The following is a 26,863-nucleotide window of genomic DNA, read 5'->3' on the forward strand; positions in this document are numbered from 1 at the left end:
TCCATCAGACCAAGTATATTTACCTTCTTTGGTGATCTGTAACATATAATACAAACCGGTATCTGTACTTGATTCCGCATCCATTTGTCTAAAGATTATTTGGGCAGGTTTTGGATTTCCGCTTTCATCTACACCAAATATTTCGTTCCACTGGAAGGCATTTCCATCAAGACCTTTTAAGTCCAACTTTGCACTTACATTTCCAAAATATTTTGGTTTATCCTCGTTCTTTGGTTCGTTGTTGTCGCCAAAATATGGTCCTTTGCTAAATAATCTAACTCCCGGCTTACCGGGACTCGACTTTCTGTTTTTAGCCGCAATCCTATTTAATTCGTTCATTATCTTTGCATCATAGCTTTTGCCATCTATCATGCCAACTTTAACATATTTGTCCTGAGGAAGACTTTTGTCTCCCTCAGCAAATATATTTTGTGGCATGAGAATTTGCAATAGCATTGCAAAAGCTAAGAACAAAGACGTTATTCTCTTGCTCATGTCTTTTGTCATTTTACTCTATACTCCCTTTCTTCAGACTTAACGCCGTTTTTAACTGCATAAATCTTAATGACATCATCTCTTTTTAATCCTCTACCTATTTCTTTATTTATATAGAAGATGTTTAGACGACCTCTTTTAGAAGCTTCAATTATTGTATTGCTTCGAATGCCGTCTCCGATAATTTCAAGATATCCGGCTGCTCCCTCTGTCAACACACTAATGATAATATTACTTGAATTTGGTTTCGGTCTATTTATTTGTATATCCGGCTTTTCTTGTATTGAGTCAATAATTTCTGTATCGCTTACAAAGCTTACTTTATTATTTTCATCTTCTGTATTCATGCTCCAGCCTTTGAATACATAGTCGTTGTATTCGTTTTCTAAGGTCAACGGATGAACAACCGGCGCTTCGATGTTTACCGGCTCGCTCTTCTTCACATAGAACTTTGTGTTCCCCGTCATAAAGGCCTTGTCTTCAGGAACTTTAAAGACGACTAATACCATTTCTTCCGGCTTTTCTTTTTTCAATGTTTCATCATCTTTTGTGGGATCCACGGGGATGACGTTGGCTACCAGTTCGTATTGGGCGATAAAGGTAATGTCTTGTCCTGCAAGTTTCAATTCCTTATCCCAACCGAAATTGGCATCTTGGGTTTTATAGTATTCGTTAGGCTGGATGGCGGGCACGACTAGGCCATTTGCTTTAGCTTGGTCGAAGCTGTAATCTTTCGCCACTTTGTAGCTTACTTCGCCTCCATCGAGTTGACCGTGTTTCCCTTGTTTAAAGGTGACTTTGATGAAGTGGTTTTCATCGACAGGGTCGTTTTCGCCGATTTTTTCAACAGCTTTATCCCATTGGGCGACGAGAGTTTTGTTTTCCTTAATTTCGCTGTCGAGGTTAAAGAATTCGTCTTTGCCTTTTTCTTTCCAACCCATGAAGACGAAGCCGTCTTTTGTCGGTTTCTCGAAAGGCGCCAGTGTGCCGCCGTGTTCCACTTCTTGGAAGAGCACATCGCTTCCGTCCTTGGTATCGAAGTCGACTTTGTATTTTACCAAAGCCCATTGAGCAGTGGCTGTTCTTGCTTTTTCAAGTGTTACGGAATCGCCGGGTTGATAGATCTTGTCTTCGCCGTCGAGTTTCCAACCGATAAAGTTGGAATTTTCTTTCGTCAATTTGCCTTGACCCGCTAATTGAACGGTACCGCCGTAAGCTGCGGTTTGCGGCTCGGGTACATCGCCTGTCGCTCCTTCACCGGCCTTATAGGTCAATGTGAATTGGCCGATAGCGAAGTGGGCCACGTGTTCACGATCGCCCTTGATGGGATTGGTGTAGTCGATTTCTTCAACCCAGCCGGTGAATCCGTAATTGTCACTAGCCTTCGCTTCGGGAACGATCAATTCGTTCGTCGCACCTTGTGTTGCCTTATCTTTGTCAACAAGCTTGATGTTTGCTTCGGGGTTGACGTAATAAGTTTTGTTGCCGCCGACGACTTCGCCGTTTTCTCCGGCGATAAATTTGACAGTGACATAGCCCTCAGGTTTTTTCACGTCGTCGCCTGTTTTTTCGACGATGTCTTTGGTCTTGACGAAGTTGAATTCGTAGGTCTTTTCGTTTTCGATCTTTTCGGCTTTGATTTCAGGTGACCAAGTTCCGCCGTTTGCCGTGTAGCCGACGCTCGGAGTCTTGGTAATCTTGTCTGCTGAGGCGGTCATATCGACTTCCACTTCGGGGCTGACGTAGTAAACCAAATCGCCGCTAAGGGATCCGCCTGTGCCTGCCTTGAAGATGACTTTGACGTAGTTGTCCATGGCATCTTTCGGCCGTTGTCCACCCGGTGCTTCGGGAATGATGTTTTTGTGGACTTCCACGGGAACTTCCACGGGCTTGTCGTTGGTGCCGACATGGGAGCCGTCGGTGTATTCCACGATAACTTTGACTTTGCTTTCGCCGGGTTCCGTTACATTGGGATTTTCGACGATGGTTACCTTGCTGATCGTTTTTCCTTCCGGCGGGGTGATCTTCTCTTTAATTTGATCTACCGTCGGGATTTTGCCTTGAGGCGTGTGGACGGTGTCGGTGGTGGGCACTTGAGGCTTGATCACTTCAGGTGTTACGGAGTACTTGGCTATGATTGTGGTTTCGTTTTCGAATTTTCCTACAATCTTATCTTCCCAAGTTCTTGCCTTGTCTTCCGTTTCCCATTTAGAGAATTTCATGGTGTAGCCGACTGCACCGACCTTCGCCGGATCGGCCGCCACGGTTTTGCCCGTCGGGTTCGTTACGCCGATGGTGACGTCCGCTTTCGGGTTGACCCAGAAGGTTTTTTCGAAAGCTGTATCGTCGGTGGCTTTGTCGGTGGTCTTGACGATGACTTTGACGTAGGTACTCGGCACGTCGGGCTTGTCTTTTCCCCTTTCCTGTTCAACGACATCGGCGGCGCCTACCGGTTCAATAACGGTGTCTTCTGTGAACATATGACGTTTTTCGAAATCAAAGATTCCATTTGCTTTGCCGTCATCGTTTTGTTTAACTTGATCCGCTGTCCAGTTGACAAATGTTGACGATCCTTCTGTTTTCACTTCGGGGATTTCTACCCATGCGTTTTTGTTTACATAGTAGATTTTGTCGTCTTTCGCATCGAAGTCTTTGCTTGCCTTGATTGTAACCTTGACGTAGTCGCCGGTTACGTCTTGCAAGCCGCCTTCTTCAGCTTTCTTGCCTTCAGCTTCTTTTAAGAAAAGGGGTTTGTCGCCTTCTTTGTTTAATGCTTCGTAGACGTTTTTGTAAACCGTAATCGGTATAGTCAGCTCTTGCGGATCTTTTTTATCCGGGAAGGTGGCTTTCACCGTGATGTTGACGGTGCGGACGACTTCGTCTTTGTCGGCGGCTTTCTTTTCGTTGACCAGCTTAAAGACATCTTCATCTTTCGCGAGTTTATTTCCATCTTCATCGAAGAACTCGATCGTCGTTCCTTCCGGAAGCGGTTGAACTTCGTCCTTTTCTCTCCAAACTAATTGTGCTTTTAATTGATCAATCGTCGGAGCGAAGTCGTTGGTCCACGTGCCCTTCGGGTCTTTAAAGGCTTCGGTACGTACCATTCCCTTCGCCGATAAGCCCGACCATTCGAAGTAGGCGGTGAATGTATGGTTTTCGTCGATGATGGTGTTGTCATTCAATAGTGCACTATTGTCCCACTTGGTAAATTTCTTGCCGTCGTCCGGGGTGATATAGTACTTGCTTTGATCCGCCGTCTCGCCTTCACCCAAGAGTTTCGGTACGGGAAGGAGGTCGGACTTCAGTCCCTTGATGACGTCGTAGTGGAGCTCGGTGATATCTTTTCCGTTTTCATCTTTTCCGAAGGAGCCGCCTTTGTCGGCCTTAAAGGTCACGCGCACGTAGCCTTCCGGCGGATCTTGGTTGCCGGGCACTTCGATGACGCGGACGTCCTTATAATAGAAGGTAATTTCATCTTTGCTCGTTCCATTGATGCCTAATAATTCATTTGTTTCTTCGTTTAGGTCAAAGAAAAGTTGTTGTTGTGGTGCACTTGTTAAAACCCAGCCCGGGATCGGTCTATAGTTTCTTGCATCATAGTGGCGGTTGCCGTTAGTGACAAGTTCTTGGCCGATGATTGCTCCGTCTTTTTCGTTTTCTTTGCCTTTAAAGTTTTCGTCTATATAGTTGACCTTGTATTCACGTTGTCTGTATGGTCTGTAGAAAAATTTAAAGACATTGTTTTTAACGTCCGGATTAGGAATCATTTTTTCAGAATCCTCAGGATCCGAAATTTCTGCCGGTTCAACTCTAAAGGTTTGGAAGAAGGAGTTGTTTAATCCAACACGATCATTATATTCCTTGTAGATGCTATAAGCATCTGAAGTTTCCTTATGAGCTTCAAGCTCGTCATAGGGTACAAGGGTATATTTGTCATCTTGTCTATCCCCTGTTGTTGCTACTAAATAGCCGGCACGCTTGCCTTCAAGGGTGTCCGAATCCGGGTTTGGACTTATATTTGTATCTAAGTTATAGTCTTTATCCAAGAAATAATGCTCTACTGCTACGTCCACCCGTTGGTTGGGTACCCAAATGGCCTTGAGGTAGATGGGGCTTACTACGTCGTTGCCGAAGGAGTAGAGCTCGGGCACTTTGTAGGTGTCGCGGTAGGACGTATCGACCTCATTGGTGTAGTCGCCTTTGTCATCCTTCTTGTAGCGGATGATTTCCCAACCCAAGAAGTCGTAGCCCTTCTTTATTGGTTTAAATCCGGGATCTTTTAGTTTTTGTCTTTGGAGAACGGTAAAGATTTGCTTGTTGCCGTCACTCTTTTCTTTTATCGGATAGGTCTTTTCTACTTCTTGACCGATATCGCCTTCTTTTACGGTCTTGTGTTCTGTAGTTAATTTGTTCTCATCGATTGTCCTTAAACTACCTCCATTTGGATCAAAGATAACCTTCCACTTATAATCAGGTTCGCCCCATTTGGCGTAGAGAATTTGGTCGTAATGAAGTTTGGTTTCATTTCCGTCTTTTATCAGGTTGTTGCCGGAGGGATCCAGTGCCCAACCTAAGAAGCTCCAATCATCACGTACCCAATCGGGTTTTTCAGGTACGTGTTTTGTATCGAGTTTTAAATCATTTAATGGGAATTCATAAGGCACATCTAAAATATTGCCTTCACCATATTCGCTGTCGTTTTTAACTGTCTTAGGGTCGTTATTTAGTTTTAACTTGTACTTGTTACGAGTGTAGTTTGCAAAGTTGTAGCGATTTTTCCCATCAAATAATTTTGTGCCCCAAGGAAATTTAGCGATGTATTCTATCTTGTCAGCATCGCTTCTAAAAGGCGTCATCTCATTTCTCGCTCTATTTACATCGTTAATAGTTCTACACTTAGGAGTTGTTGGTTTCTCCAATACCCATTCTGCATCCCTAGTATCTTTTTTAAGGGTAAAGCCTTGAAGATTAGGCAAAATGAAGGCATAAGTTGCATTCGTGTCACTCTTCCAATAGGAAAGGTCATAATCTATTTGCTCATTTCCTTCGAAATCATCTTTTATAATATCAATGTGGTGGACAACGGATTGGTCCCAGGATGACGATGCAAGGGAAATCTCATATTTGCCCCTAGCTTTTGTTTGATTTTCTCCTATAGGTATTTGATCTCCGTGACCATGTCCCTGATAATCTCCTGTACCCAATACATCTTGACTGTCGATAAAATCTTCTGCACTTAGTCGATAAGGAGGAGTGTCACGAAAAATCAGTTCTCCCGGTTCATTAACATTAATTGTCCATCCTATTGGACCCATGTCTACACCTGGTTCACTACTAGCAGGCGGAAGACCTGAGATCTCCTCATCCTTTGGCCATATTTTATCTAAACTTTGGCTGAAGCGTGCCTCTACTTTATAAGGAGAGCCTTCTTTTCCTATGACTTGTCCATTTCTTGTTAAAGTAGGCCAATAGCTAGACGATGGATCCCATCCCGCTTCATTAGGGGCTGTAAAGTAAAGGGTATAGACTCTGCGGTCGTAGTAGACATTGTAGACCGTTTCTCCGGTGGATAGTACGGATTTCTGTACTGTAGGATCCTCTTTTGAAGCATTTTGCTTCTTAGTCAATTCTTCATTTAAAAAGTAATATCTTTCGAATTCGTCTTTGTTATCTTGGGCCTTTTCCAAGCGTCCGTCGTTTAAATCAGGGAAGGTGATGCCGTGGATATCTAAGTTTGTAAGATCCGGAGTAGAACCGGTGTCGGCATTATCTATTCTTCTCGCGCCGATAAAGTCGTAGCGGTCGCGCAAGGGCAGGGTATTATCCTTATCGTCGTAATCCGGTTTTTCGGTCCAAAATTGGATGACGTATTCCGCCTTAGGTTTGTCTTTCCAAACTGCAGTAAAGGTGATCTTGCTCGCCGGCATCTTTAGGTCTGCATCGAGATTTAAGATGGGCTTGCCGGCTCTGTCTTTAATGGTTTCGTCCGCTTTAAATTCTCTTCCGTCTTTCGTCGTTAAGTCGATGGACGGCTTCCATCCTAAAAAGTCGCTCCCTACCTTTGTGGGGATGCTATTTTCGTCAATTTTAGGAATGACTTGTTCGTAATAAAGATTGCGGTCGGGAACCGGTGTGCCACCTTTGGTGTCGAAGTTGACATCGTAATGGGCGCGGTTGTAGCGATATTCCAAGACAAAGTTTTCGGCATTTTCCGGCACCTGCATGGTGATGTAGGGCGCTTCCGGAACGAAGCCCTTTCGATTCGGATCCTTTTCTTCCAGGGGGCTCACTTCCATGGTGGAGCCGGTGTTCCCGTTTTGAGTGGTAATAAGTTGTCCTTCTTCTCCAACACTTCCGTCGGGATTGGTGTACTTGGAAAAATCATATAGGTCTTGGAAGACGTGCTTGATTGTGATTTCATTGGCCTTGGCCTTGTAACGGAAGTCTTCGTTGGCTTGGAATCTTTCGCCGTTAATGGCATTGCCTGTCTTGCCTTTGCCGTCGGCAGCTTCTTTCACCTTGTCGTAGGTGATTTTGTAATCGTCGTCTGGCTTTTCGTAGCCGGCGAGGTCAGGCAGCTGGATTGTTTTCTTGACCTTTTTTTGTTCATCGGGCGTGGCTGCTGCCCCGACGCTGGCGATGTAGGGTTGGTAGTTGACTCTGTACACGTCCCCGTTTTGCACTTTGTAGTCGGTGCGCAGGGTGTAGATTTTCGGCTGGGCAGGATTTGTAATCAGCTTCTCCGCCGTTTGGCCTTCTTCCAATTTCGCCGGTGTCACCGACTTTTTGTTGATAATCTCGGCTTTGTCTTTGCTGAGATCGGCGTGATTCACCTGAGCAAAGGCCGATGCGGGTCCGGACAGAACCATGGCGAGGATCAATGTCCAGAGGCAGAGTTGTTTCATAAGGTGTTTCATAAGCCCTCCTTACTGTTATTAAGTGACGTCGTTCTATGTTTGCTCGCCGCTTTGAAAACGGTATCGAAAAGTTTCTAATCATTACTATATTATCCTTGTTTTCTTTCTAAAACAAGCTTTTTCATGCGTTTCCGCGCTTTTGGCGTGGATTTCTTTTTTTTCGCAAAAAATTGCGCCTCGTCCGACGATTTTTCCGCATGGCGGGCCTCTTCGCGAGGTAATTTACAGGTGTTTTCGCGGCGCCTTTTTGCGCCCGAAGCGCTCTTTCTTTTTTGTTCTCAAAAAGGAAGTAATTAGTGGCCCGGGGCCCCTTTCTTTTAGCCCCTTTTTCGATAGATCGGCGTAATTTTGTGGTAAACTGTTTGTAATGTTTTTGTACGGAAAGGAGGGCGTCGTGAAGCGGATCGATTCTCGTTGGCGGCCCTATGGGATCATGGCGATTCTCAGCGCCCTGATCACTTTATTTACTTTGTATTACGCCTGCGGCGACGGGCCTTTAAGGGCGGCGCTTTTTGCAAGCTATTTTAAAAGCCCGCTGCTTTTGTTTATGAATTTTCTGCCTGTCTTTCTTCTCTTTGTCTTGCTCTACGCACTGAGCGGCCGGCTGTGGGTGGGCTTTTCCGTGACGGGGCTGTTGTTTTTTGTGCTTTCGGTGGTGCAGCAGTTTAAGCTCATGTATCGTGACGAGCCTTTTGTCTTGCCGGAGATTTTGCTCTTTCGCGAATCCATGCTCATGAAGGGAAATTACCACATGTCGGTGCTCGCATCCGATGTCATGACCTTGATTGGCCTCATCGCCATGATCGCCATTTCGGTGTTTCTCTTTCTGTCCAAGCGCGCCCCTTGGGTGGGCAAGGGCCGGCGGCGGCTGTTGATCGGCTCGATCGTGGCCATGCTTATTATCTTCCAAGGCTTTCGCGGCCCCTATTTTTCCCCGAAGGTCTACGCCCGGGTGGGGAAAAAGGCGCCGATTAATATTTACAACGCCACGGAAACCTACATGGCCAAGGGCCTGGCCTATCCGTTTATTATGAGCGGCCGCATGATGAGGGGCACGCCGCCGGAGGATTACGACAAGAAGCTCGCGGCCATGTTGTGGAAGGACATTAAGGACACGTCCATTCCCGAGGACAAGAAGGTGCACGTGGTCTCCGTGATGCTGGAATCTTTCGCCGATTTCACGGATTTCGACGGCATTCCCATTCACCGGGACGTGTATAACAACTTCCACGCCATTCAGGAAGAGGGGATTCACGGCCATTTGATCGCCGATATTTTCGGCGGCGGCACGGTGAACACGGAGCGGGGCTTTTTGACGGGCTATTCGGGCACGAGCTATGCGTCAAGCGCCGCCATGATGACGGACACCCATTCCCACGTGCGCTATTTTACGCAAAACGGCTACACCGCCGAGGCCCTGCACCCGATCTACGGCTGGTTTTACAATCGCAAGAATGTAAATCCCCGCCTGGGCTTCGACGAGTATCTGTCCTTCGACAATTACTTCCAGGCGGTGGAGGAGGCCGCCGGGGACACGGATTGGGGCTACACCCGGGACGATCACTTTTTCCCGGAAGTGGAAAAGCGCCTGAATGCCGTGGCGAGTGAGGGGAATTACTATTTTTCCTACGCCCTCACCTACCAGGGCCACGGGCCTTACGCCGATTACAATATGGCGGATGAAAAGTATGTAGACAAGTTGGAGGACCAAGACCCGAGGGACTGGGCCATCTTCAACAATTACCTCTCCAATATCGCCGCCACCGACGACGCCTTGGGCGACTTTGTGGAAAGCCTTCGGGAGAATCCCGCGCCGGTGGTGCTGATCTTTTTCGGCGACCACAAGCCCTGGCTCGGCGAGGGAGACAGCGGCTACAAGAGCATGGGGATCAACATCGACCAATCCACTTTGGAGGGAGTTTTGAATTACTACACCACGCCCTACGTGATTTGGGCCAACGACGCGGCCAAGGCGAAGTTGGGCGTGGATTTTCACGGGGAAGGGCCGGATCTGAGCCCCTTCCTTTTGATGAAGTATCTCTTTGAAACCATGGGCTGGCCCTACGATCCCATGATGGCGGTGCAATCGAGTTATTTGAAAAACACCACCGTGCTCCATCCGCCCTACATTCGCAAGGACGGGGAGTATCAATTGCTTGCGGGCAACGATTCTCTCCTGGAAATGGTGCGGCAGTATCGCGCCATGGAATACTATCGGGCCAACGACAAAGTGCAGAAATAAGGTCGCGCGTGCGGCCTTTTTTTGTGTCTTGCATTTTCAGCGGCGCTTCGATAGGCTAAAGTGAAGAAAGTATCCGACGCATCCGATGAAAGGAGTTTATTATGCAAGGGACGATTACCATGCTGTTAGGGGATCTTACGACGACGAAGGCCGATGCCATTGTAAACGCGGCCAACGAGCGCTTGCTCCGAGGCGGCGGCGTGTGCGGCGCCATTTTCCGCGCGGCGGGCGGGGAGCTTGATGAGGCCTGCGGCGAAATCGGCTACTGCGCCACCGGGGATGCGGTGATCACGCCGGGCTTCGATCTTCCCGCCGATTACATTATTCACACAGTGGGCCCGGTGTGGCAGGGTGGCGAGAAAAATGAGCCGGCCCTTCTCGCCTCCTGCTACGACAAATCTTTGGCCCTCGCCGAAAAGCACGGCCTGAAATCCGTCGCCTTTCCTTCGATTTCCACGGGAATCTTCGGCTACCCCACGGAGAAGGCGGCAAAAATCGCCGTGGAAAGGGCTTTGGCTTTTGTGGAAGACCACGATATGGATGTGATGTGGGTCTTGTTCGACGAAAAAACCAAGGTCATTTACGACGCGGCCTTGGCGGAGGTGATGAAGTAGGCGGTATTTTACTTTCTTCCACCAAAAAAGGCGCAGACATTTCGGTCTGTGCCTTTTCGTTTATTCCGCCTTGATGAGCCGCAAGCGGCGTTCTCTGTTTTCCAGTATTTCTTTGTTTTCTCTTATGGCTTCTTCCAGTTCCCTGAGATCGCCGGCATCGGTGCCTTCTTTTAGAGAGGCGATAAGGGCGTCCTGTTTTTCGATGATTTCCCGCTGCAGAATCCGAGTGGGGGTGAGATTTTTCGAGGCAGTTTCCTTGGCGTAGGCTTCCACGGCCTCAACTTTTTCTTCTGCGAGGAGGCGAATGGCTTCGCCTTCTTTACGGATGCGCTCCAAGCGGGCCTTTACCTTCTCCGTGCGGAAAGTGAGCTCGGGGTAGGCGTCCAAAATCCGCTTGTGGAAGACGGAGCGGTTTTCCAACAGGTAGCGCACTTCGGTGGCGATCTCTTCGCTCTTGTCGGCCCGGCTCTTTTCCACGCCTTGTTTCAACAGATTCATGATGAAGTAGCTCATGATGCCGTCGGCGACGAATAGGATGCTTACGGCGATTAAAATGGCGGAGAAGAGGCGGGGCTCGAGGCGATCGGCCAGAGCCAGCAGGCGGGGATTAAAATCCTCCAGTATAAACACGCCGCCGATGCCGAAGAGGATCAGGTTTCCGATCCACACGCGGCCGTGAAGGTTCATGGGCCGCTCGGTATAGTCCCACCAGCGAGCGTGGAAGTATTTTTCCAGTATGTAGCTCGTGAGGTATTCCAAGATTCCGCAGAGGACGAAAGCGATGAGAAAGCTCATGGCCCATGTGCGATCCACGGGAGAAAGAAGTTTTCCGCCCACGGTGACGATGACGGCGCCGGCGCCGTAAATGGGGCAGTAGGGCCCGATGAGAAAGCCTCGATTAATGAAGCGCTTGTATTCCAAGAATTTTAAAAAGACTTCCGTTACCCATCCGCCAACGGAGTAGATAAAAAATAACCACAAGAGTTGGTAGCCACCTGTGAATTCCATGGCATCCTCCCTTTCTTTTCTTCTCTTCTATGGTACCCGCCCGAATCAAAAAACGCCATACACTTTTCGACTTTTTGATGTCATTTTTGTGCAATAAAAAACCGCAGCTTTCCCTGCGGCTCTTGGTTTCTTATTCTCGGCTCATGGCGATTTTGTCTTTTATAAATGTGCCCGCTTTGATTTCGTCGTAGGCTTCTTTCAATTCTTCTTCCGTATTCATGACGATGGGCCCGGGCCACCAGACGATGGGCTCGTCCATGGGCTCGGCCATAAAGAGCAGCACGGATATTTCCTCGTCCGTGTCGTTGACGATGCGAATTTCGTCGCCGCCCTCGAGGATGGCCGCATGGAAATGTTCCACACGCTCCCCTCCCACGGTGGGGCTGCCCACGAGGGCGAAGAGGGTGGCATTTACCTTTTCGCTCACTTCGGTTTGAAATGCGCATCCGGGCTCGATGTGCACGTCGTAGTAGTCCACGGGCACGTAGCGGGAAAGGTGGCCCTCATGCCCTTTATAGCTCCCGGCCAGGATACGCACATGGCCGCCGTCGAAGGGAATCTCCGGTATGGACTGCGAGGGAACGGCCACGTAGGCGGGCGGGGCGAATTTATCTTCTTTTTTCATGTTGAGCCAGAGCTGCACGCCGAAGAGGCGCTCCACCGGCGGGAGTTTTTCTTCGTGAAGAATGCCGCTTCCCGCGGTCATCCACTGAATGCCGCCGCCGTTTACGGCGTCTTCGTTCCCCAAGGAATCCCGGTGGACCATGGTGCCTTCCACCACATAGGAGATGGTCTCGATGCCCCGGTGGGGGTGCATGGGAAAGCCCGCCACGTAATCGGCGGGATCCGTGGCGTCGAAGGCGTCTAAAAGGAGCAGGGGATCGGTGTCGTGCATGGTGTGGCGGCTCAGGACGTGGGTCAGGTGCACGCCGGCGCCGTCGACGCCCGCTTCACCGCGTACCACCCGTTTAATTTTTCGTATCATACAGTTTCCTTTCTCGTTCTGTTGCTTTTTTGCCTATTTTTTATTGATACCCTGAAATTATTTTTTTATTTGGCGGGAATTTCAATGCAATTTGTTTAAATGATTGGTGAATATGGTATACTAAATACAAAGGAGGCGTATGTATGTATAAGAAAATTTTAGTCCCCATCGACGGATCTCAAGACTCTTACTGTGCGCTGAAAGAAGCGGAACTGTTGGCCGAATCTTTTGATTCGAAGATGATTATTCTTACGGTCTTAACCGATGCCAATGTGATCGAGCATTACCCGGGCAATTTCCTTTCCACGGATTTCAAAAAGGCTCAAGCGCTACGAGGCGAAAAAATCCTGAACAAGGCCATGGAAACCATCGAAACCAAGGGCGAAGTTGAAACCTGCGTTCGGGTGGGCCGGGCATCGGAGGAAATTCTTAAATGCGCCGAAGAAAAAGACGTGGACCTTATCGTCATCGGCAGTCGCGGCTTAGGCGGCTTCTCGAGAACCCTTTTGGGCTCCGTATCCGACAAAGTGCTCAACGCGGCCAAGGTCCCGGTTTTGGTCAACAAAGTCAACTGTAGAATTTAAATAAGTCGGCGCCCGGCTTTGGCAGGGCGCTTTTTTTGCATCGGAAAACCCTCGGTTCGACCGCCGGTTCCGTTTCGCTTCAGCGATAATTTTTGTTTTTCCGCCGGTTCAATGTCTTTTTCTATGCTTTCTCTCGCCTTGTTTCACGATTTCATCATGATTTGAAATATATTGTGTAATCGATATAAATAACGCGCAGTTATGGTATATTGAATGAAAAGGAGGCGTATGTATATGATTAAGACTATTTTAGTACCTGTCGACGGATCTCAAGATTCTTTTGCGGCGCTGAAAGAGGCGGAAATTTTGGCAGAAACCTTGGAATCGAAGTTGATCGTGCTCACGGTTTTAACGGATTCCAAAGTCATCGAGCATTACCCCGGCGATTTTCTTACCACGGATTTCAGGAAGGCCCAGGCACTGCGGGGCGAACAAATTCTGGATAGGGCCATGGAGGCCGTGGACATTAAGGGCGAGGTGGAAACCGTCGTCCGCACGGGCTGGGCATCGGAAGAAATCGTCAAATGTGCCGAGGAAAAGGGCGCGGATCTTATCGTCATGGGCAGTCGCGGCTTAGGCGGCTTCTCGAGAACCCTCTTGGGCTCCGTATCGAACAAAGTGTTGAATACGGCAAAGATCCCCGTTCTCGTCAATAAAGGAAATAAGTAATTTTGAACTATGCGGTGCCTTGCAGGAGCAGGGTGCCTTTTTATTTTTCTCTTTAGAAATTCAAGAAACTTTCTTCGCTTAAAAATTCATTCCTACATGAATTGGAAAACAACACGGAAAATTATTTTTTGGCGGTGTTATGGTGATTTGCCGTAGCAAAGGCTTCCGACGGGAATCGGACTATTTAAATGATCCGAGAATGGGCGGCGAAATTAAAGGTAATCTCTCTTTTTCAGGTAGAAATACATCAATACGATGACCGCAAGGGTCAGGCCCAAGAGCCACCAAAAAGCGTAGGGCTCATCGGAAAAGGGCAGGGAGGTGTTCATGCCCCAATAGCCGCCGATGATGGTCGGTACGGTCAAGAGAATCGTAATGGAGGTGAGGGTCTTCATGACGTCGTTTAAATTGTTTCCCACGAGACTGGAATAGAGATCGGACAGCTTTTCCACGGTGACCGACGCTTCTTTTACCATGACCCGGGCTTGGGTGCTTTCAACTTTCAGGTCGTTGAGCAGTTGATTTCTCGAGGGGGAGCTGTTCAATGGGGCCAGGTGAAACAGATCGTGCAAGACGTATTCATTGTTTTCCGTGGCCATGGAAAAGCGAATCAAGCTTCTCGATAGGCTGATCAATTGGCGGATGGTCTCGCTCTTTGTGGAGCGGGCCATGTCCTGTTCCAGCTCCTCGATGCGCGCGTTAATGTTTTTCGTCAGCTCGATGTAGGATTTGCAGATATGGTAGGCCAAGTCGACGAGGATTTTTTCCTTGGGAAAGCTTTCGTCTTCGATCAGGCGATGGCCTTTGTTCTCCAAAAAGCCCGAGAAGGCCCCGTCGTCGCGGTATTTTACGGTAATGACCGACGCCTCGGTGTTAATCATGGCCAAGGGGCGGGTTTCGTAAAGGCCTTCCGCCACCTCTACCGGGTAGCGGAGAATGAATAAATCGTAGGTCGCGCTGTATCTGCCGTCGCTTCGGGCCACCTCCCCCGGGTCGGCGACGGAGGAGAGGATGCTTTCCGGCACCTTGTATTTTTGTGACAGGGACCGAATCTCTTCCTCCGTCGGGTCGATGAGGTGGACCCACCGGCACGTGTCTTTATTTGAGAAATCATCTGTCGTTACGCGGTACATTTGATCGTGGGTGTGGACGTAGTATTTCATGGCATCTCCTCGGGTCATCAAGTGTCAATCTATTTATAGCGGTGCGATTTTTTCCATAAGCTACTGATTAAACTCTACACCCTTGGCGGTTTTATTTCCATAGCCGAAGGAATGGATTAAAATGACTTTTTCTATTTCTTTCACACCACAGCTTCATCAATTACTCCCGGGGGAGGGAAAAAGGGCGTTGCGATTCGCCCTTATCCCTCCCCCGGACCCCTACCCTTTATCCCTAACGCTTTCTATATGTGCGAAGCCCTGACGGGCTTCGATTCCTGTTGGGCTGTGCAGCTAACGTGAGAAAGTAAATTGGGCGAAGAATTCTTTTTGGTGAAAAAGTAATTTCGCTCAACTCTAATTCTTTTTTCAGCAACGCGGCCCAATACAAATCAAATGCCGTCAGGCATTTGCACTTCTAAAAAGCGTTAGGGTCGAGGGGGATGTACAACTATACATCCGTTTCGATTCGGCTTCGCCTCCTTGAAACGGTGTAAGACTGCATCTGACCTTCCAACGACTCGCTTCGCTCGTCGGGATAGGTCATGAGGGCCCCGGAGAAGGGCCAGAGGGCGAATGCGGGCGCCCTGGGCCCTTCCCCGGGTCTCAAAGCCATGAAAGAATCAATTTTTAAGTAAGAAGGTAACTTGACAATAATAAATTCGGTTTGCTTTTCATATCAATCGGCACCGTCGGGGTTATATTTTGTCCTCAATATATTAACAGAAAACCGGTTTACATCCCCCTTTCTACGCGATACAATGGCCGAAGGAATCCGAAGCAGAAAGGTTGGTTTTGTGATGAATATTTTAGATACAGTCGGAAAAACGCCCCTCGTGCAATTGTCCATGGGCGGCGGTCGCATTTACGCCAAGTTGGAAAAGAACAATCCCGCCGCCTCCATTAAGGACCGGGTGGCTTACCACATGATCGAAGATGCGGTCAACCGCGGCGCCCTCACGCCGGGCATGAAGATCGTGGAGCCCACGTCGGGCAACACGGGCATCGCCCTGGCTTTGGTGGGCAAGCAATTGGGCTATGAGGTGGCCATCGTCATGCCCGCCTCCATGAGCGACGAGCGCAAGGCCTTGATTCGCTCCTTCGGCGCGGAACTCATTTTAATCGAAGAAGGCGGTATGCAAGGGGCCGTGGACAAGGCCAAGGAAATGGCGGCAACCGGCGAGTATTTCTTGCCCGATCAATTTAACAACCCGGCCAATCCCCGCATCCACGAGCTCACCACGGGTCCGGAAATTCTTTCGGCCTTAGACGGCGACGTGTCCGTATTTGTGGCGGGCATCGGCACCGGCGGCACGGTGACCGGTGTGGGCCGGGCTTTAAAGGCGGAAAATCCCGACGCGTACATCGTGGGCGTCGAGCCGGCGGAAAGCCCTTTGATTACGGAAAAGAAAGCAGGCACCCACAAGATCCAGGGGATCGGCGCCAATTTCATCCCCGGCAATTACGATCCCGAGGTGGTGGATGAGGTGATCACCGTAAAAGGCGACGAAGCCATCGCCATGGCAAAGAGATTAAGTACGGAAGAAGGCCTGAGCGTGGGGATTTCTTCCGGCGCCAATGTGGCGGCCGCCATGACGCTTGCGGAGCGCTTCGAAGGCAATATCGTCACCGTCCTTCCCGATGCCGCCGAGCGGTACATGTCCACGGAGCTTTTTTAGGCATGTTTAAAGAGCGTAGAAAAATCGCCCGGGTGATTTTGGAAAAGGACCCGGCCTGCAGAAATATCGTGGAAGCCATGTTTCTCTACCCCATGGTGGCGGCGCTGTTGAGCCACCGCCGCGCCCATCGGCTGTACAAAAAGGGCCACACGACTCTGGCCCGCTTTCTCTCCCACCGAGCCCGCAGAAAAACGGGCATCGAGATTCACCCGGGAGCCACCATCGGCGAGCGGCTCTTTATCGACCACGGCATGGGCGTGGTCATCGGCGAAACGGCGGAAATCGGCGACGACGTCACCTTGTACCACGGGGTCACATTAGGTGGCCGCGGCCTGAGCAAGACGAAGCGCCATCCCACGGTAAAAGACGGGGCCATGATCGGGGCGAGGGCCACGATTTTGGGCCCCATTACCGTCGGCGAAGGAGCCAAGGTAGGCGCCGGCGCCGTGGTGCTGGATCCCGTTGCCGACAACACCACAGTGGTGGGCGTGCCAGCGGAAAATGCCCACCCGACGGTGCCCATTGATTTTTCCTTTTCCCTGAACAATCCGCCGCGCCATGTAAAAACCGCGCAAAATCGATGATTAATTTCGGTTCGATTTGCGATCGACGGTTGTTTTCAGGCCCCATTTACCCTACAATGGGATACGTTGTATAAAAATAAGAAACAGTTTTAGGAGGCATTATGGCTTTATTTTTAATCGGCCTGGTCATCCTCGCAGTGGGCGGCTTCTTCTACGGCAAGTACGTGGAAAAAGTCTTCGGCCCCGACGACCGTGAAACCCCCGCCATTCGCTTGGCGGACGGCGTCGACTACGTTGGCATGTCCAAAGGCAAAAACGCATTAATCGAATTGTTGAACATCGCGGGTACGGGCCCGATTTTGGGACCCATTCAAGGGATTCTCTTCGGCCCCATCGCTTTTTTAACGATTCCCATCGGCTGCGTCCTGGCCGGCGCAACCCACGACTATTTCGTCGGCATGATTTCCATTCGTAACAACGGCAATCAGGTGCCGAAATTGATTTCCCGCTACATGGGCCCCAAGGCCAATAAGATCTACATCGTGATTATCTGCATCTTGATGCTCTTAACCGGCGTGGTCTTTATCTACACCCCCGGGGACTTGATCGTCAACGATCTTTTGGGCATGGACGTCAACGGCGCCGCCATTTGGTACGCCTACGCGGGAATTTTGCTCTATTACATCGTGGCAACGCTCTTTCCCATCGACAAGATCATCGGCCGCGTCTACCCGATTTTCGGCGCCGTATTAATTATTTCCGCCATCGGCATTTTTGGCGGCGTCGTCCTTACCGGCGGAGCGGATCTGCACAACATAACCCAAGGCGTGTTGATCAGCAAACACCCCACGGGCCAATTGTTTATCCCCATCTTCTTTATTACCGTGGCCTGCGGGATTTTGTCGGGTTTCCACGGCTCCCAAGCCACCCTGATTTCCCGTACGACGAAATCGGAATTTGAAGGCCGGAATATTTTCTACAACTCCATGTTAATCGAAGGTTTTATCGCCATGGCATGGGCTGCAGGCGCCATGGTGGTCTTCAACCGGGGCGCGGCCCTGGACACGAACGCCACCCTTATGGTGGGCAACATTTCCCGCGAATTTATGGGCAAGATCGGCGGCCTCTTTGCCGTCGCCGGCGTCATCGTCCTTCCCATTACCTCCGGGGACACGGCCTTCCGTTCCCTGCGCCTCATGGTGGCGGAACAAATTAATTTCGATCAATCCACGGCAAAGCACCGGGTGCTTCTGTCTTTGATCCTGTTTATTCCCGCCGTCTTGATTCTCTTCTTCGCCAAGAGCAACGCCCAAGGGTTCCAAATCCTCTGGCGCTACTTCGGCTTCACCAATCAATTGGTGGCCGTCTTCGCCTTGGCTCTGATCAGCGTCTATTTAAAGATGCACGGAAAGAATTACTTCATCACCCTGATCCCCGGCATGTTCTACGCCTTTATCGTCACATCCTACATCGCCAGTGCCGATATCGGCCTGCGCCTGCCCATGTCCATCGCCTATGTACTGGGCGTCGTCGGCGCGGCTTTCTTCTGCTTTATGATTTCGAAAGTCGTCAAAAACCGCGGCGACGAGGTTATGAAGACGGAACAGTAAGATCGCGAAAAGCGTCTCCTTTTGGGGCGCTTTTTTTATGTCCTCTTTTCGATTTTTTATATTGAAATTGTTTTCAAAAAAATATACCATGGTTACATAAAGGAGGTTATTATGTTTTGTACTCACTGCGGACACGAATTGTCCCCGGAAGATAAATTCTGTACCGGCTGCGGCGCGCCCGTCGACGGTCCCGAACCTTCCTATAAAGAGGACCAAACCCGCCCCCTCCAAATCGCGCCCGCGGCTTACGACAATGGCGCTCAGGCGGATAGGGCGAGTCGCCAAGTGCCCGGACGCTTTAATTGGGGCGCCTTTTCCCTGACATTGATTTGGGGCATCGGCAATCGCTGTTACATAACTCTATTGTGCCTCGTGCCCATCGTCGGCTTTGTCATGCCCTTTGTCGCGGGCTTTAAGGGCAACGCCTGGGCCTACGAAAACAACCGCTACCGCGACATGGAGGAATTTTCCCAAGTGCAGGACACGTGGAATCGGGCGGGCTTCGTCTGTTTTATCGCGCAATTACTCATCGGCGGATTCTGGCTTTTCTTCGTGCTTCTGTCCGGCTTAACCCTTTTTACAGCTCCTGTTTTAGGTGATATATGATGAAATGTTTATCTTGCGGCGCAGACAATGCCGCCGACGCAAAATTTTGTAAATCCTGCGGACAACCACTGGAAAATAATGCCCCCCGGGACACGGCGATCCTGGAACCGGTGGCGCCTACGATGCGGATTCCGCCTATGCCTACGACGAGGTCGAGGAGAAAAAGCCCGGGAAAAAGAAGGGCGTGATCATCGCCGCCTCCGTTTTTGCGGTGATCGTTCTTCTCGTGCTCTCGTTTTTTATCTACCGCACGAGCCGGCGGATCAGCTTGGAAAAATCCGCTGCCGCTGCCATCGAGGATAAAAATTACGACAAGGCCCGTGAACAGTACGACAAGCTCTACGACATGACAGGTCGCGACGTATACAAGGAGCGGGCAAAGGACGCCAAGACCATGGCCAAGGATCAGGCGCTCTTGGATGAAGCGAAGGATGCCTTTGAAAGCGACTCCTTTAAAGAGGCTTTGCGGATTTACACCGCCATCGAAGAGCACGACAACGATCTGTCCGATAAGGCCAAAGAGGGCGCGAAGGACGTGGTGAGTTCCGCCGCCGATGAGATTTGGGCCCGAATGGACGCAGACGATTTCGACGACGCCATGGACATGGTCAACGAGCTCATCGCCGTGGCCCCGAACAACGACCGGCTGGCCGATCTGAAGAAGAAAGTGAAGCAGGGGGCGCAAAATCTAAGCGAAGAAAAGATTCGCGCCGCCACCGCGGAATCGGAAGCCGCCAAGGCCGCCGAATCGGCGAAAAAAAACGCCAAGCGGGCCTCGGAGGCGAGCCGCATTCTCTATACCTATCAATACGTCACCGCGGCGGAAGCCAATGTGCGCACGGGCCCGGGAAAGAATTACCCGGTGGCCTACACCTTGAGTCGCGGCGCCGAAGTCTACGTCATCGACACCCAATCGGATTCCGTGAGGACCTGGTGCAATATCGGCGACGGCTGGATTTCCTACCGCACTTTAAACGGCGAGTTTTGAATTCAAGCCATACAAAAAACCCTGTCGACGGACAGGGTTTTCTTTTGCGCTTATTTCAAGCTGCGGCCAAAGGCATCGGCCTTTAAGGCGGCGGCTTTTATTTTTTCCGGAGAAATGTTTTTGCTCGAGCGCTTGTACTCCGTGGTTTCCGGAACGAAGGTCATCATTTCGTCCAGATCCTCTGCCGTGAGGCCTACGTCTTCCAGGGTAATGGGCAGGCCCAGGGATTGGTTGAAGTGGGCGATTTTTTCCAGCTCCGCCTCGTTGTCGTCGTAGGCGTGAAGGACCATGACGCCGAAGGAGACCACTTCGCCGTGAAGGTACTCCCCTTCTCTCGGGATCAGGCAGGCGGCGTCGAAGAAGATGTGGGCGATGTAGGAATTGTAGTAGAAATCCGGCTGATTGGTGAGATTGCTCACGTAGCCCGTGGAGACCAAGACGTCCAGGGCGATTTCTTCCACGGCCCGGGAGACGCGGTTGTGCTTCACATCGTCCAGGCCTTCTTTGCCCCACTTCAGGAAAGGCTGTTCGCAGGTTTTGGCGATGCCCACGCCCAGACGGGCCATGTGGCTCAAGTCGTCGCCTTTGGATGCGGAAAGGACTTCCGCCTGTTTGCTGATGCCGTCGCCGATGCCGGCCCAGAAGTAAATTTCCGGGGCTTCGGCGATGATTTTCAGGTCGATGAAGATATCCGAGGGAGACTTGGGAAATTCGTAGCTTTCCACCCGGCCCGACTCGTCGTAGACCACGGCGATGGCGGTCATGGCCGCGCAATTGGAGCAGATGGTGGGAAAGGAAAAGGCGGGCTTGTCGGCGCGCAGGGAGAGGACCTTCGTCGTGTCCAGGGCCTTGCCTCCGCCGATGCCGAAGAGCACGTCGGCTTCTTTCACGGCGGGCTCATTTTTCAGCCGCTCGATGTTGGCATTGGTGCACTCCACGCCGTAGACGAAGGTGCCGGTAATTTCCACATCGCATCCTTTCAGGGCGTCTTTTATTTTTCCCGAAGCGGCCTTTAAGGCGCGTTCGCCGCCGATGAGGGCGACTTTTTTAAAGCCCCTCGACGCCAACACCTCGGGCAATTCGTCGTAACCGTCTTTCGACAGATGGTAATTCGGCATATACATGGTATTGCTCCCCTTTCTTTCAATACGGTTGTTGCAAAACACTATACACCTGAAACCCCGGCGTCTTCAAGGGAGATGGGCGAAGAATACATTATTCCTCTGCCGTTTTTTCGCGGCCCGCTTCGGTTTTGCTTTCGCTTTTTGCCTTGTCCTTATCCTCAGCGTCGGCTTTCGGCTTTGCCTTCACCGGCTTTACCGAGGGCATGATGCCCTTGGCCACCACTTGGGGAAAGAGGTAGAGGCCCAGATTTTTCGGGTGGGTGTGGTCGGAAATAAAGAGCTCGTCTTCTTCCTTGGCGATTTTGTACCAGTCGATGAGGTGCACCCGCTTCGACGCCTTGGCGGCGTTGGCGAGCTTTTCGTTGACGGCGCCCTCCCATGGATCGGGCATGACCGTGTTGATGAGGTAAACGGGATGCTCTCCCGTGGCGGCGATGAGGTCGTCAAGCACCTTGGTATTGAAGTCGTAATTGGTGCCCAGCTGAATCACGATGGGGGCGTCGTCTGCGAGGGCGCTTAAATCGTGGCTTTCCAAAATCTCTTTGCCCTTTGCCATTTGGCGATTCTTTTTGCCGTCGATGGTAAATTTCGGCAGGAGCATTTTGATGTATTCCGCTTCCATTTCCGTGAGGCTGTCGCCGATCATCAGGCCGTCGCGCTCGGCCAGGGCGTTCACGTCCTTTTCACCGAGGGCCACCGCCGGCCAGCGCCGGTTGATTTCTTTGATTTCGTCGGAGAGGTTTTCATCGTCCAAAGGTTCGGGTTCCTTGGCCTTGGCCGCTTCTTTTTCCCGGGCCTCGATTTTTTTCGCCTCGGCCTTTTCTTTGGCGGCCATGCGCTTCGGGCTGAAGGCGAAGGTGCCGATGAGGGTGATGAGGGCGAGGACCGCGGCAGAGACGGTTAAGACGCGCTTTTTCGCCGGGCGCTTAAAGAGGCGATAGGTCACTTCGCCCAGGATGAAGAGGACGGGCATTTGAATGAGCACCACGGCGAAGTAGGAAAGTTCGCTGTGGGAGAAGGCCTGTTGAAAGACGAGCATCACCGGGTACTGCCACAGGTAGAGCTCGTAGCTGCGGGTGCCGAAGTAGCGGAGCACGGGGCCACTCAAAGCCTTGGCCGTGGCGTTGTCGTCTTTTGCCGTATAGAGCAAGAGGGCCGCCCCCATGAGGCTGAAGAGGGCCATGCCGCCGTAGTAGAGGAAACGTCCTTCGGCGAAGAAGACGAAGGACAAAAGCATGAGGCCGAGAAGAACGGCCGCAGGCATCCCTTTCGCCTTTTGGCTGCCCTTGAAGCTGCCCTTCTCGCCCATGAGCCCGGCCAGTGCGCCGATAGCGAAGGCGAAGTAGCGGGTGTCCGTGCCGTAGTAAATGCGGGTCGCATCTTGCGTAAAGGGCGTCATGACGGGCATGAGCAGAAGGGAAATTCCCCCGGTGACGGCCAAAGAGAGGGCGAGCTTGCCCCGATTTTTGCCGCAGAATTGCCTTAAAACGGCCCAAATCAAATAAAATTGCAACTGCGCCGACAAGGCCCAGAAGTGGGTGAAGGGCAAAAATTTCCCGTGAAGATCGAAGTAGGAGAAGCCCCGGAGGATTTGCTGCCAGTTGTTTACGCCGAAGACGGCGCTGATTCCCGAGGCGGCGACGTCGCGAAATTCCCCCTGAAAGGCCAAGGCGGCGATGAATACCACCATGGCCACGACAAAGACCAAGGGCGGCGTCAGTTTTTTGTACTGTTTGGCGAGCTTTTTAAAGGGCGCGTGGTTTTTTTCCGACAGATGTTGGCTCATGAGCAGGTAGCCCGAGAGCAAAAAAAACATGACCACGCCTAAGTAGCCGCCGACGATTTTGTGGGGATACAAGTGGTAGAGTATCACGCCCCACAGGGCCAGAGCGCGGAGTCCCGTAAAAGATTTTATTTCTTTTTCTTTGTGCACTGAAAGCCTCCTTTTATACGCGAAAAAAATGGACCTGAGTCCATTCTTTCCTCGAATATGAATAAAAGCGAATCCCTGAGATATAAACTTGCGATTATTTGCCGGCGGCTTCCTGATCCCGTCGCTTGATGTTTTTGAAGCCCAAGATCCACAGGGGCAGAATAATCAATGCCCAGTTGAAAATACCCAGGTATTTGTAGGCATTTTGTACGATCCACATTAAGCCCAGGGTGGAAACCAAGTAGCAAACGATCAAGGAAACGACGGCGATAATGGCCTTTTTCTTGACCAAATTGGTTTCGTTTTTCATGACGTGGGGTTCCATACGGGTCACGATGCCGAAGATAAAGCCGACGGCGGTGGTGATCAGTGCCAAGAAGAGCAGGATCGGATAAAGGACGGAGAGGATCGAAATGTCCAATTTGTTGACGACGGCGATGGTGGGCAGCGCCCGAGACGCTTCGTCTAAATAAATGTCGGGCATTTGAGAGAAGATCAAAAGGGTGATGCCGACGAGCATGAGAATGTTCATAATGCAGCCGATGATCATGGCGCCTTTTGCTTCTTCTTTGTATTGACCGCCTTTAAAGGATGCCGTAATGCCGCCGATGGCGCTGATTTGGAAGCCCGCATAGGTCAAGGCCCACAAGAGGGAGTTGCCGATGTTTCCGGGGACGGTTTGATCCGATGCGGAAATGCCCCATTTGGTGGCATTGGGATTGACGTAGCCTTCGGAGAAGAGCCGCGCAATGTCCGGACCGAATTTAATGAGGCCGGAGACGATAACAATAGAGATAATAGCTAAAATCATAATGGTCATAATGGTGGCGTTTTTCCGGACGAGTTCTTCGCCGAAAATAACCAACAGGGTAACGACCACGACCATAAAGACGGAGCCGACGAGGACGGGCAGGCCCAGGTATTGATTAACCAAGAGGCCGCCGGATGCGATGGTGGCTGCCGATGCGGCGATGGTGGTAATGATGACGCTGACGTCCATGGCCGGGGTGAAGATCTTGGCGTACTTGCCGTAAGCTTCCTTGGACCAGGCGTCGTAGCCCCACTTATCCGTTTGCCGCGCCGTTTCCAGGCCGACGTAGTAGGTGACGGCGATCAAAATAAAAGTCAGAATCGGCATTAAGGTGCCGAACCATCCGTGGTTTGCGAAGAATTGAAGCTCTTGCGTCCCCGATGCGAAACCCGCACCGCAGTGGGTAGAGAACCAAACCGTCGCGACACCGAAACTAATGGATGTAAGATAATTGCGTTTATCGTTGGTCACGATATTCCTCCATTCTAAGGGATTGCTTCTATTTACAAAAATACTATCACAACGACCCGCCCTTGAAAAGAATCTTTTCACCGATTCGACACGCATTCTTAGGCTTTTTCCCCCTTTTTCGCCTCGTTTTGATATAATAATACCAATTCAATCATTTATTAAGGAGGTTTATTATGTCTGAAAAAAAGGCCTTTACTCTGGGCCTCATCCCCAAGCTTATCATTGCCATTGTTTTGGGTATTTTGGTAGGCTCCTACCTGCCGGAAGTGGTGACGAAGATCGCCGTCACTTTCTCGGCGAACTTCGGTAAGTTTTTGAACTTTGTCATTCCCCTGATGATTATCGCCTTTGTTGCCAAGGGCATCGCCGACTTGTCGGAAGGGGCGGGAAAATTGCTCCTCGCCACGGTGGGCATGGCCTATTGCTCCACTTTAATCGCCGGGAGTTTGTCCTATACCATGGCCCACGGCATCTTCCCCTCGTTCATTTCCCAGGAAATGGTCGAGCAGATTAAATCGGCCTCCGAAAAGAACTTAAGCGCCCTCTTCGAAATTCCCCTGGAACCGGCCATCGACGTCACCGGCGCCTTGATCCTCGCCTTTATGGTGGGCCTTTGCGTGTCGATTCTTCGCCAAAGAAACAGCGGCGACACCTTCTACAAGCTCATTAACGAATTTAACGAAATGATTAATTTGGTCCTGTCCAAGGCAATTATTCCTTTGCTTCCCTTCTTCATTTTCGGTAACTTCGCCAACATGGCTTACTCCGGAAGCGTCTTTGCCATTCTTTCCGTCTTTATTCGGATCTTCGGCTGCATTTTGGTTCTGCACCTGCTCTACGTCTTCGCCATGTTCCTCGTGGCTTGTACGACGACGAAGCGCAATCCCTTCAAGACCTTTACGAAGATGTTCCCGGCCTACTTTACCGCCGTGGGCACCCAATCCTCTGCCGCCACCATTCCCGTCAATGTGGAATGCAACAAGCAAATGGGCGTCAGCCGCCAAATTCGGGAATTCTGTATTCCCCTTTGTGCCACGGTCCACTTGCCCGGCTCCATGATTACCTTGACGGCCTGCGTCTACACCTTGCTCTATATGTACAACATGCCCCACAGCTTCGGCTTGATTATTCAATTTATCGCCGTCTTAGGCGTGGCCATGGTCGCCGCACCCGGGGCACCCGGCGGTGCCGTCATGAGCGCACTGCCATTCCTTCCCATCGTCGGCGTGGCGACGAACTCGCCCATGGCATCCATTTTGATTTCTCTCTATTTAACTCAAGACTCCTTCGGTACCGCCGCCAACGTGGCCGGCGACAACGCCATTTCCATGCTCGTGGAAAAAGTGTACTACAAACACATTTTGAAACAGCCGAAACCGGTGGAAGAAGAAAGTCTTTCCTAACGCGAAAAACCGGCCTTGCAGCCGGTTTTTTTGTGCGAAAATTTATTCATTTGCGAAAACTTATTCGTTCATGAGGGAGAGTTCGTCGGGATCGCCGCCGAAGGTGACGACGCAGACTTCCGGGCCCGTGTGGGCGCCGATGACGCAGCCCACGCGCTGGGACGTGTCGATGTTTTTCTCTTCCATGCCCATGTCTTTAATTAAAAAGTCTTTGACCAGCGCCACCCGCTCGGGCCAATCGCCGGAATAAACGTAGACCCGTTGATTCGGATTGAATTTGCCGTCTTTCGAGTGTTCGAGGATGTATTTTTTCAGCTTTTTCAAAAAGGCTTTCTGGCCGCGGTAGACGTCCAGAAGCTCCAAGGTGCCCTCCTCTTTCTCCAGTTCCAGCATGGGGCAAAGCTGCAGAACGCCGCCGGCGATTTTCGCCTTTTTTGACACGCGCCCGCCGCGGTGCAAATACTCCAGGGTGCCCACGGTAAAGCATTCGTGGGAGGTGGTTTTGATTTTGTTCAGGTAATCTGCAATGGCCTGAAGGCTCTCTCCCCGATCCCGCAGGATGGCGGCCTTTAGGGCGAGAAGGCCTTCGCCGAAGGTGGCGGCTTTCGAATCCACCACTTCGATTTTTCCCGGATACTCTTTTTCCAAGGCGTTCTTTACCATGACCGCCCCTTCGTAGGAGCCGGAGAGGCCGGAGGAGAGGCTGATGTAGAGCACGTCGTCTCCCGCTTCCAGGGCTTTACGAAAGGCCTCTTCCATGACTTGCGGCATGACGCGAGAGGTGCTGTAAACCGTGCCCGCCCGCATATTGTCGTAGAAATTGGAAATGTCCATGGCCCGGCCCGTTTCAAATTCGTTTTCTCCGTCGGAGACGGCGATGGGCAACTGCACGATGCCGTAGCGTTCCGAGGTGGTGAAATTTATATCCGCGCCGTCGTCGGTAAAAAGTTTAATCATTGTTCGCTCCTTATGGCGTTTTCTTCGCTGATGCCGCCGTCGGGCATCTCTGTTCGTTTTTATATTACGTGTTACGACATTTA

Annotated in this window: 19 protein-coding genes; 11 read left to right on the forward strand and 8 right to left on the reverse strand. The window is 50.9% G+C overall.

The features are described 5' to 3' along the window. Window positions 1-503: 503 nt before the first annotated feature. Entirely contained in the window at window positions 504-7,412 is a 6,909-nt protein-coding gene (locus tag DG046_RS04055; protein ID WP_108831277.1) for an InlB B-repeat-containing protein, read from the reverse strand. A 394-nt stretch (window positions 7,413-7,806) separates the two neighbouring features. On the opposite strand from DG046_RS04055, the gene DG046_RS04060 reads away from it, so the two are divergent. Continuing rightward, window positions 7,807-9,654, forward strand: a complete 1,848-nt coding sequence (locus DG046_RS04060; protein ID WP_159082052.1) for an LTA synthase family protein — start codon at window positions 7,807-7,809, stop codon at window positions 9,652-9,654. A gap of 101 nt (window positions 9,655-9,755) precedes the next feature. Then, window positions 9,756-10,268, forward strand: coding sequence for a macro domain-containing protein (locus DG046_RS04065; protein WP_108831279.1), 513 nt, complete (start codon window positions 9,756-9,758; stop codon window positions 10,266-10,268). A gap of 60 nt (window positions 10,269-10,328) precedes the next feature. Here the strand turns inward: DG046_RS04065 and DG046_RS04070 are convergent, their stop codons facing one another. Next, window positions 10,329-11,276 carry a putative ABC transporter permease gene (locus DG046_RS04070; RefSeq protein WP_108831280.1) on the reverse strand — a complete coding sequence of 316 codons (948 nt, stop codon included), beginning with the start codon at window positions 11,274-11,276 and terminating at the stop codon, window positions 10,329-10,331. A 130-nt stretch (window positions 11,277-11,406) separates the two neighbouring features. Then, complete coding sequence (locus DG046_RS04075; protein WP_108831281.1) at window positions 11,407-12,261, reverse strand: pirin family protein; 855 nt, start codon at window positions 12,259-12,261, stop codon at window positions 11,407-11,409. Between the two features lie 143 nt (window positions 12,262-12,404). On the opposite strand from DG046_RS04075, the gene DG046_RS04080 reads away from it, so the two are divergent. Both DG046_RS04080 and DG046_RS04085 read left to right on the forward strand, forming a co-directional pair. Beyond that, window positions 12,405-12,845 carry a universal stress protein gene (locus tag DG046_RS04080; protein ID WP_108831282.1) on the forward strand — a complete coding sequence of 147 codons (441 nt, stop codon included), beginning with the start codon at window positions 12,405-12,407 and terminating at the stop codon, window positions 12,843-12,845. A 234-nt stretch (window positions 12,846-13,079) separates the two neighbouring features. Further along, window positions 13,080-13,514, forward strand: a complete 435-nt coding sequence (locus tag DG046_RS04085) for a universal stress protein (RefSeq protein WP_159082053.1) — start codon at window positions 13,080-13,082, stop codon at window positions 13,512-13,514. Between the two features lie 212 nt (window positions 13,515-13,726). Here DG046_RS04085 and DG046_RS04090 read toward each other — a convergent pair whose 3' ends face one another. After that, the gene (locus tag DG046_RS04090) at window positions 13,727-14,677 is read right to left on the reverse strand and encodes a magnesium transporter CorA family protein (protein ID WP_148471842.1); all 951 of its coding nucleotides are present in this window, start codon (window positions 14,675-14,677) and stop codon (window positions 13,727-13,729) included. Window positions 14,678-15,474: 797 nt separating this feature from the next. Between DG046_RS04090 and cysK the strand changes: the two genes are divergently transcribed. From cysK to DG046_RS04120, 6 genes are all read left to right on the forward strand, one after another. After that, window positions 15,475-16,353 carry a cysteine synthase A gene (gene cysK, locus DG046_RS04095; protein ID WP_108831285.1) on the forward strand — a complete coding sequence of 293 codons (879 nt, stop codon included), beginning with the start codon at window positions 15,475-15,477 and terminating at the stop codon, window positions 16,351-16,353. A gap of 2 nt (window positions 16,354-16,355) precedes the next feature. Next, window positions 16,356-16,937 (forward strand): serine O-acetyltransferase, encoded by a 582-nt coding sequence (gene cysE / locus DG046_RS04100; protein WP_108831286.1) that lies wholly within the window; start codon window positions 16,356-16,358, stop codon window positions 16,935-16,937. 101 nt (window positions 16,938-17,038) lie between these two features. Beyond that, window positions 17,039-18,487 (forward strand): carbon starvation CstA family protein, encoded by a 1,449-nt coding sequence (locus tag DG046_RS04105; protein ID WP_108831287.1) that lies wholly within the window; start codon window positions 17,039-17,041, stop codon window positions 18,485-18,487. A 111-nt stretch (window positions 18,488-18,598) separates the two neighbouring features. Beyond that, window positions 18,599-19,093, forward strand: coding sequence for a zinc ribbon domain-containing protein (locus tag DG046_RS04110; protein WP_108831288.1), 495 nt, complete (start codon window positions 18,599-18,601; stop codon window positions 19,091-19,093). Then, window positions 19,093-19,281: a zinc-ribbon domain-containing protein gene (locus DG046_RS10005; RefSeq protein WP_159082054.1), complete on the forward strand. Its 189-nt coding sequence runs from the start codon at window positions 19,093-19,095 to the stop codon at window positions 19,279-19,281. The genes DG046_RS04110 and DG046_RS10005 overlap by 1 nt, the downstream gene beginning before the upstream one ends. After that, a complete protein-coding gene (locus DG046_RS04120; protein WP_108831290.1) occupies window positions 19,278-20,081 on the forward strand; it encodes an SH3 domain-containing protein in 804 nt (267 codons plus the stop codon). Before DG046_RS10005 ends, DG046_RS04120 begins: the two co-directional genes overlap by 4 nt. Before the next feature lie 50 nt (window positions 20,082-20,131). Here the strand turns inward: DG046_RS04120 and DG046_RS04125 are convergent, their stop codons facing one another. The 3 genes from DG046_RS04125 to DG046_RS04135 form a co-directional block, all read right to left on the reverse strand. After that, window positions 20,132-21,205, reverse strand: coding sequence for an iron-containing alcohol dehydrogenase family protein (locus DG046_RS04125; RefSeq protein ID WP_108831291.1), 1,074 nt, complete (start codon window positions 21,203-21,205; stop codon window positions 20,132-20,134). 91 nt (window positions 21,206-21,296) lie between these two features. Next, entirely contained in the window at window positions 21,297-23,138 is a 1,842-nt protein-coding gene (locus DG046_RS04130; protein ID WP_159082055.1) for an acyltransferase family protein, read from the reverse strand. Between the two features lie 94 nt (window positions 23,139-23,232). Next, entirely contained in the window at window positions 23,233-24,420 is a 1,188-nt protein-coding gene (locus tag DG046_RS04135; protein ID WP_108831293.1) for a hypothetical protein, read from the reverse strand. A 173-nt stretch (window positions 24,421-24,593) separates the two neighbouring features. On the opposite strand from DG046_RS04135, the gene DG046_RS04140 reads away from it, so the two are divergent. After that, window positions 24,594-25,823 carry a dicarboxylate/amino acid:cation symporter gene (locus DG046_RS04140; RefSeq protein ID WP_108831294.1) on the forward strand — a complete coding sequence of 410 codons (1,230 nt, stop codon included), beginning with the start codon at window positions 24,594-24,596 and terminating at the stop codon, window positions 25,821-25,823. A 60-nt stretch (window positions 25,824-25,883) separates the two neighbouring features. Here the strand turns inward: DG046_RS04140 and DG046_RS04145 are convergent, their stop codons facing one another. After that, window positions 25,884-26,780: a DegV family protein gene (locus DG046_RS04145; protein WP_108831295.1), complete on the reverse strand. Its 897-nt coding sequence runs from the start codon at window positions 26,778-26,780 to the stop codon at window positions 25,884-25,886. Window positions 26,781-26,863: the final 83 nt, after the last annotated feature.

Origin of the sequence: Aedoeadaptatus coli (genome assembly GCF_900343085.1) — a bacterium.
In the GTDB taxonomy this organism is placed as follows: domain Bacteria; phylum Bacillota; class Clostridia; order Tissierellales; family Peptoniphilaceae; genus Aedoeadaptatus; species Aedoeadaptatus coli.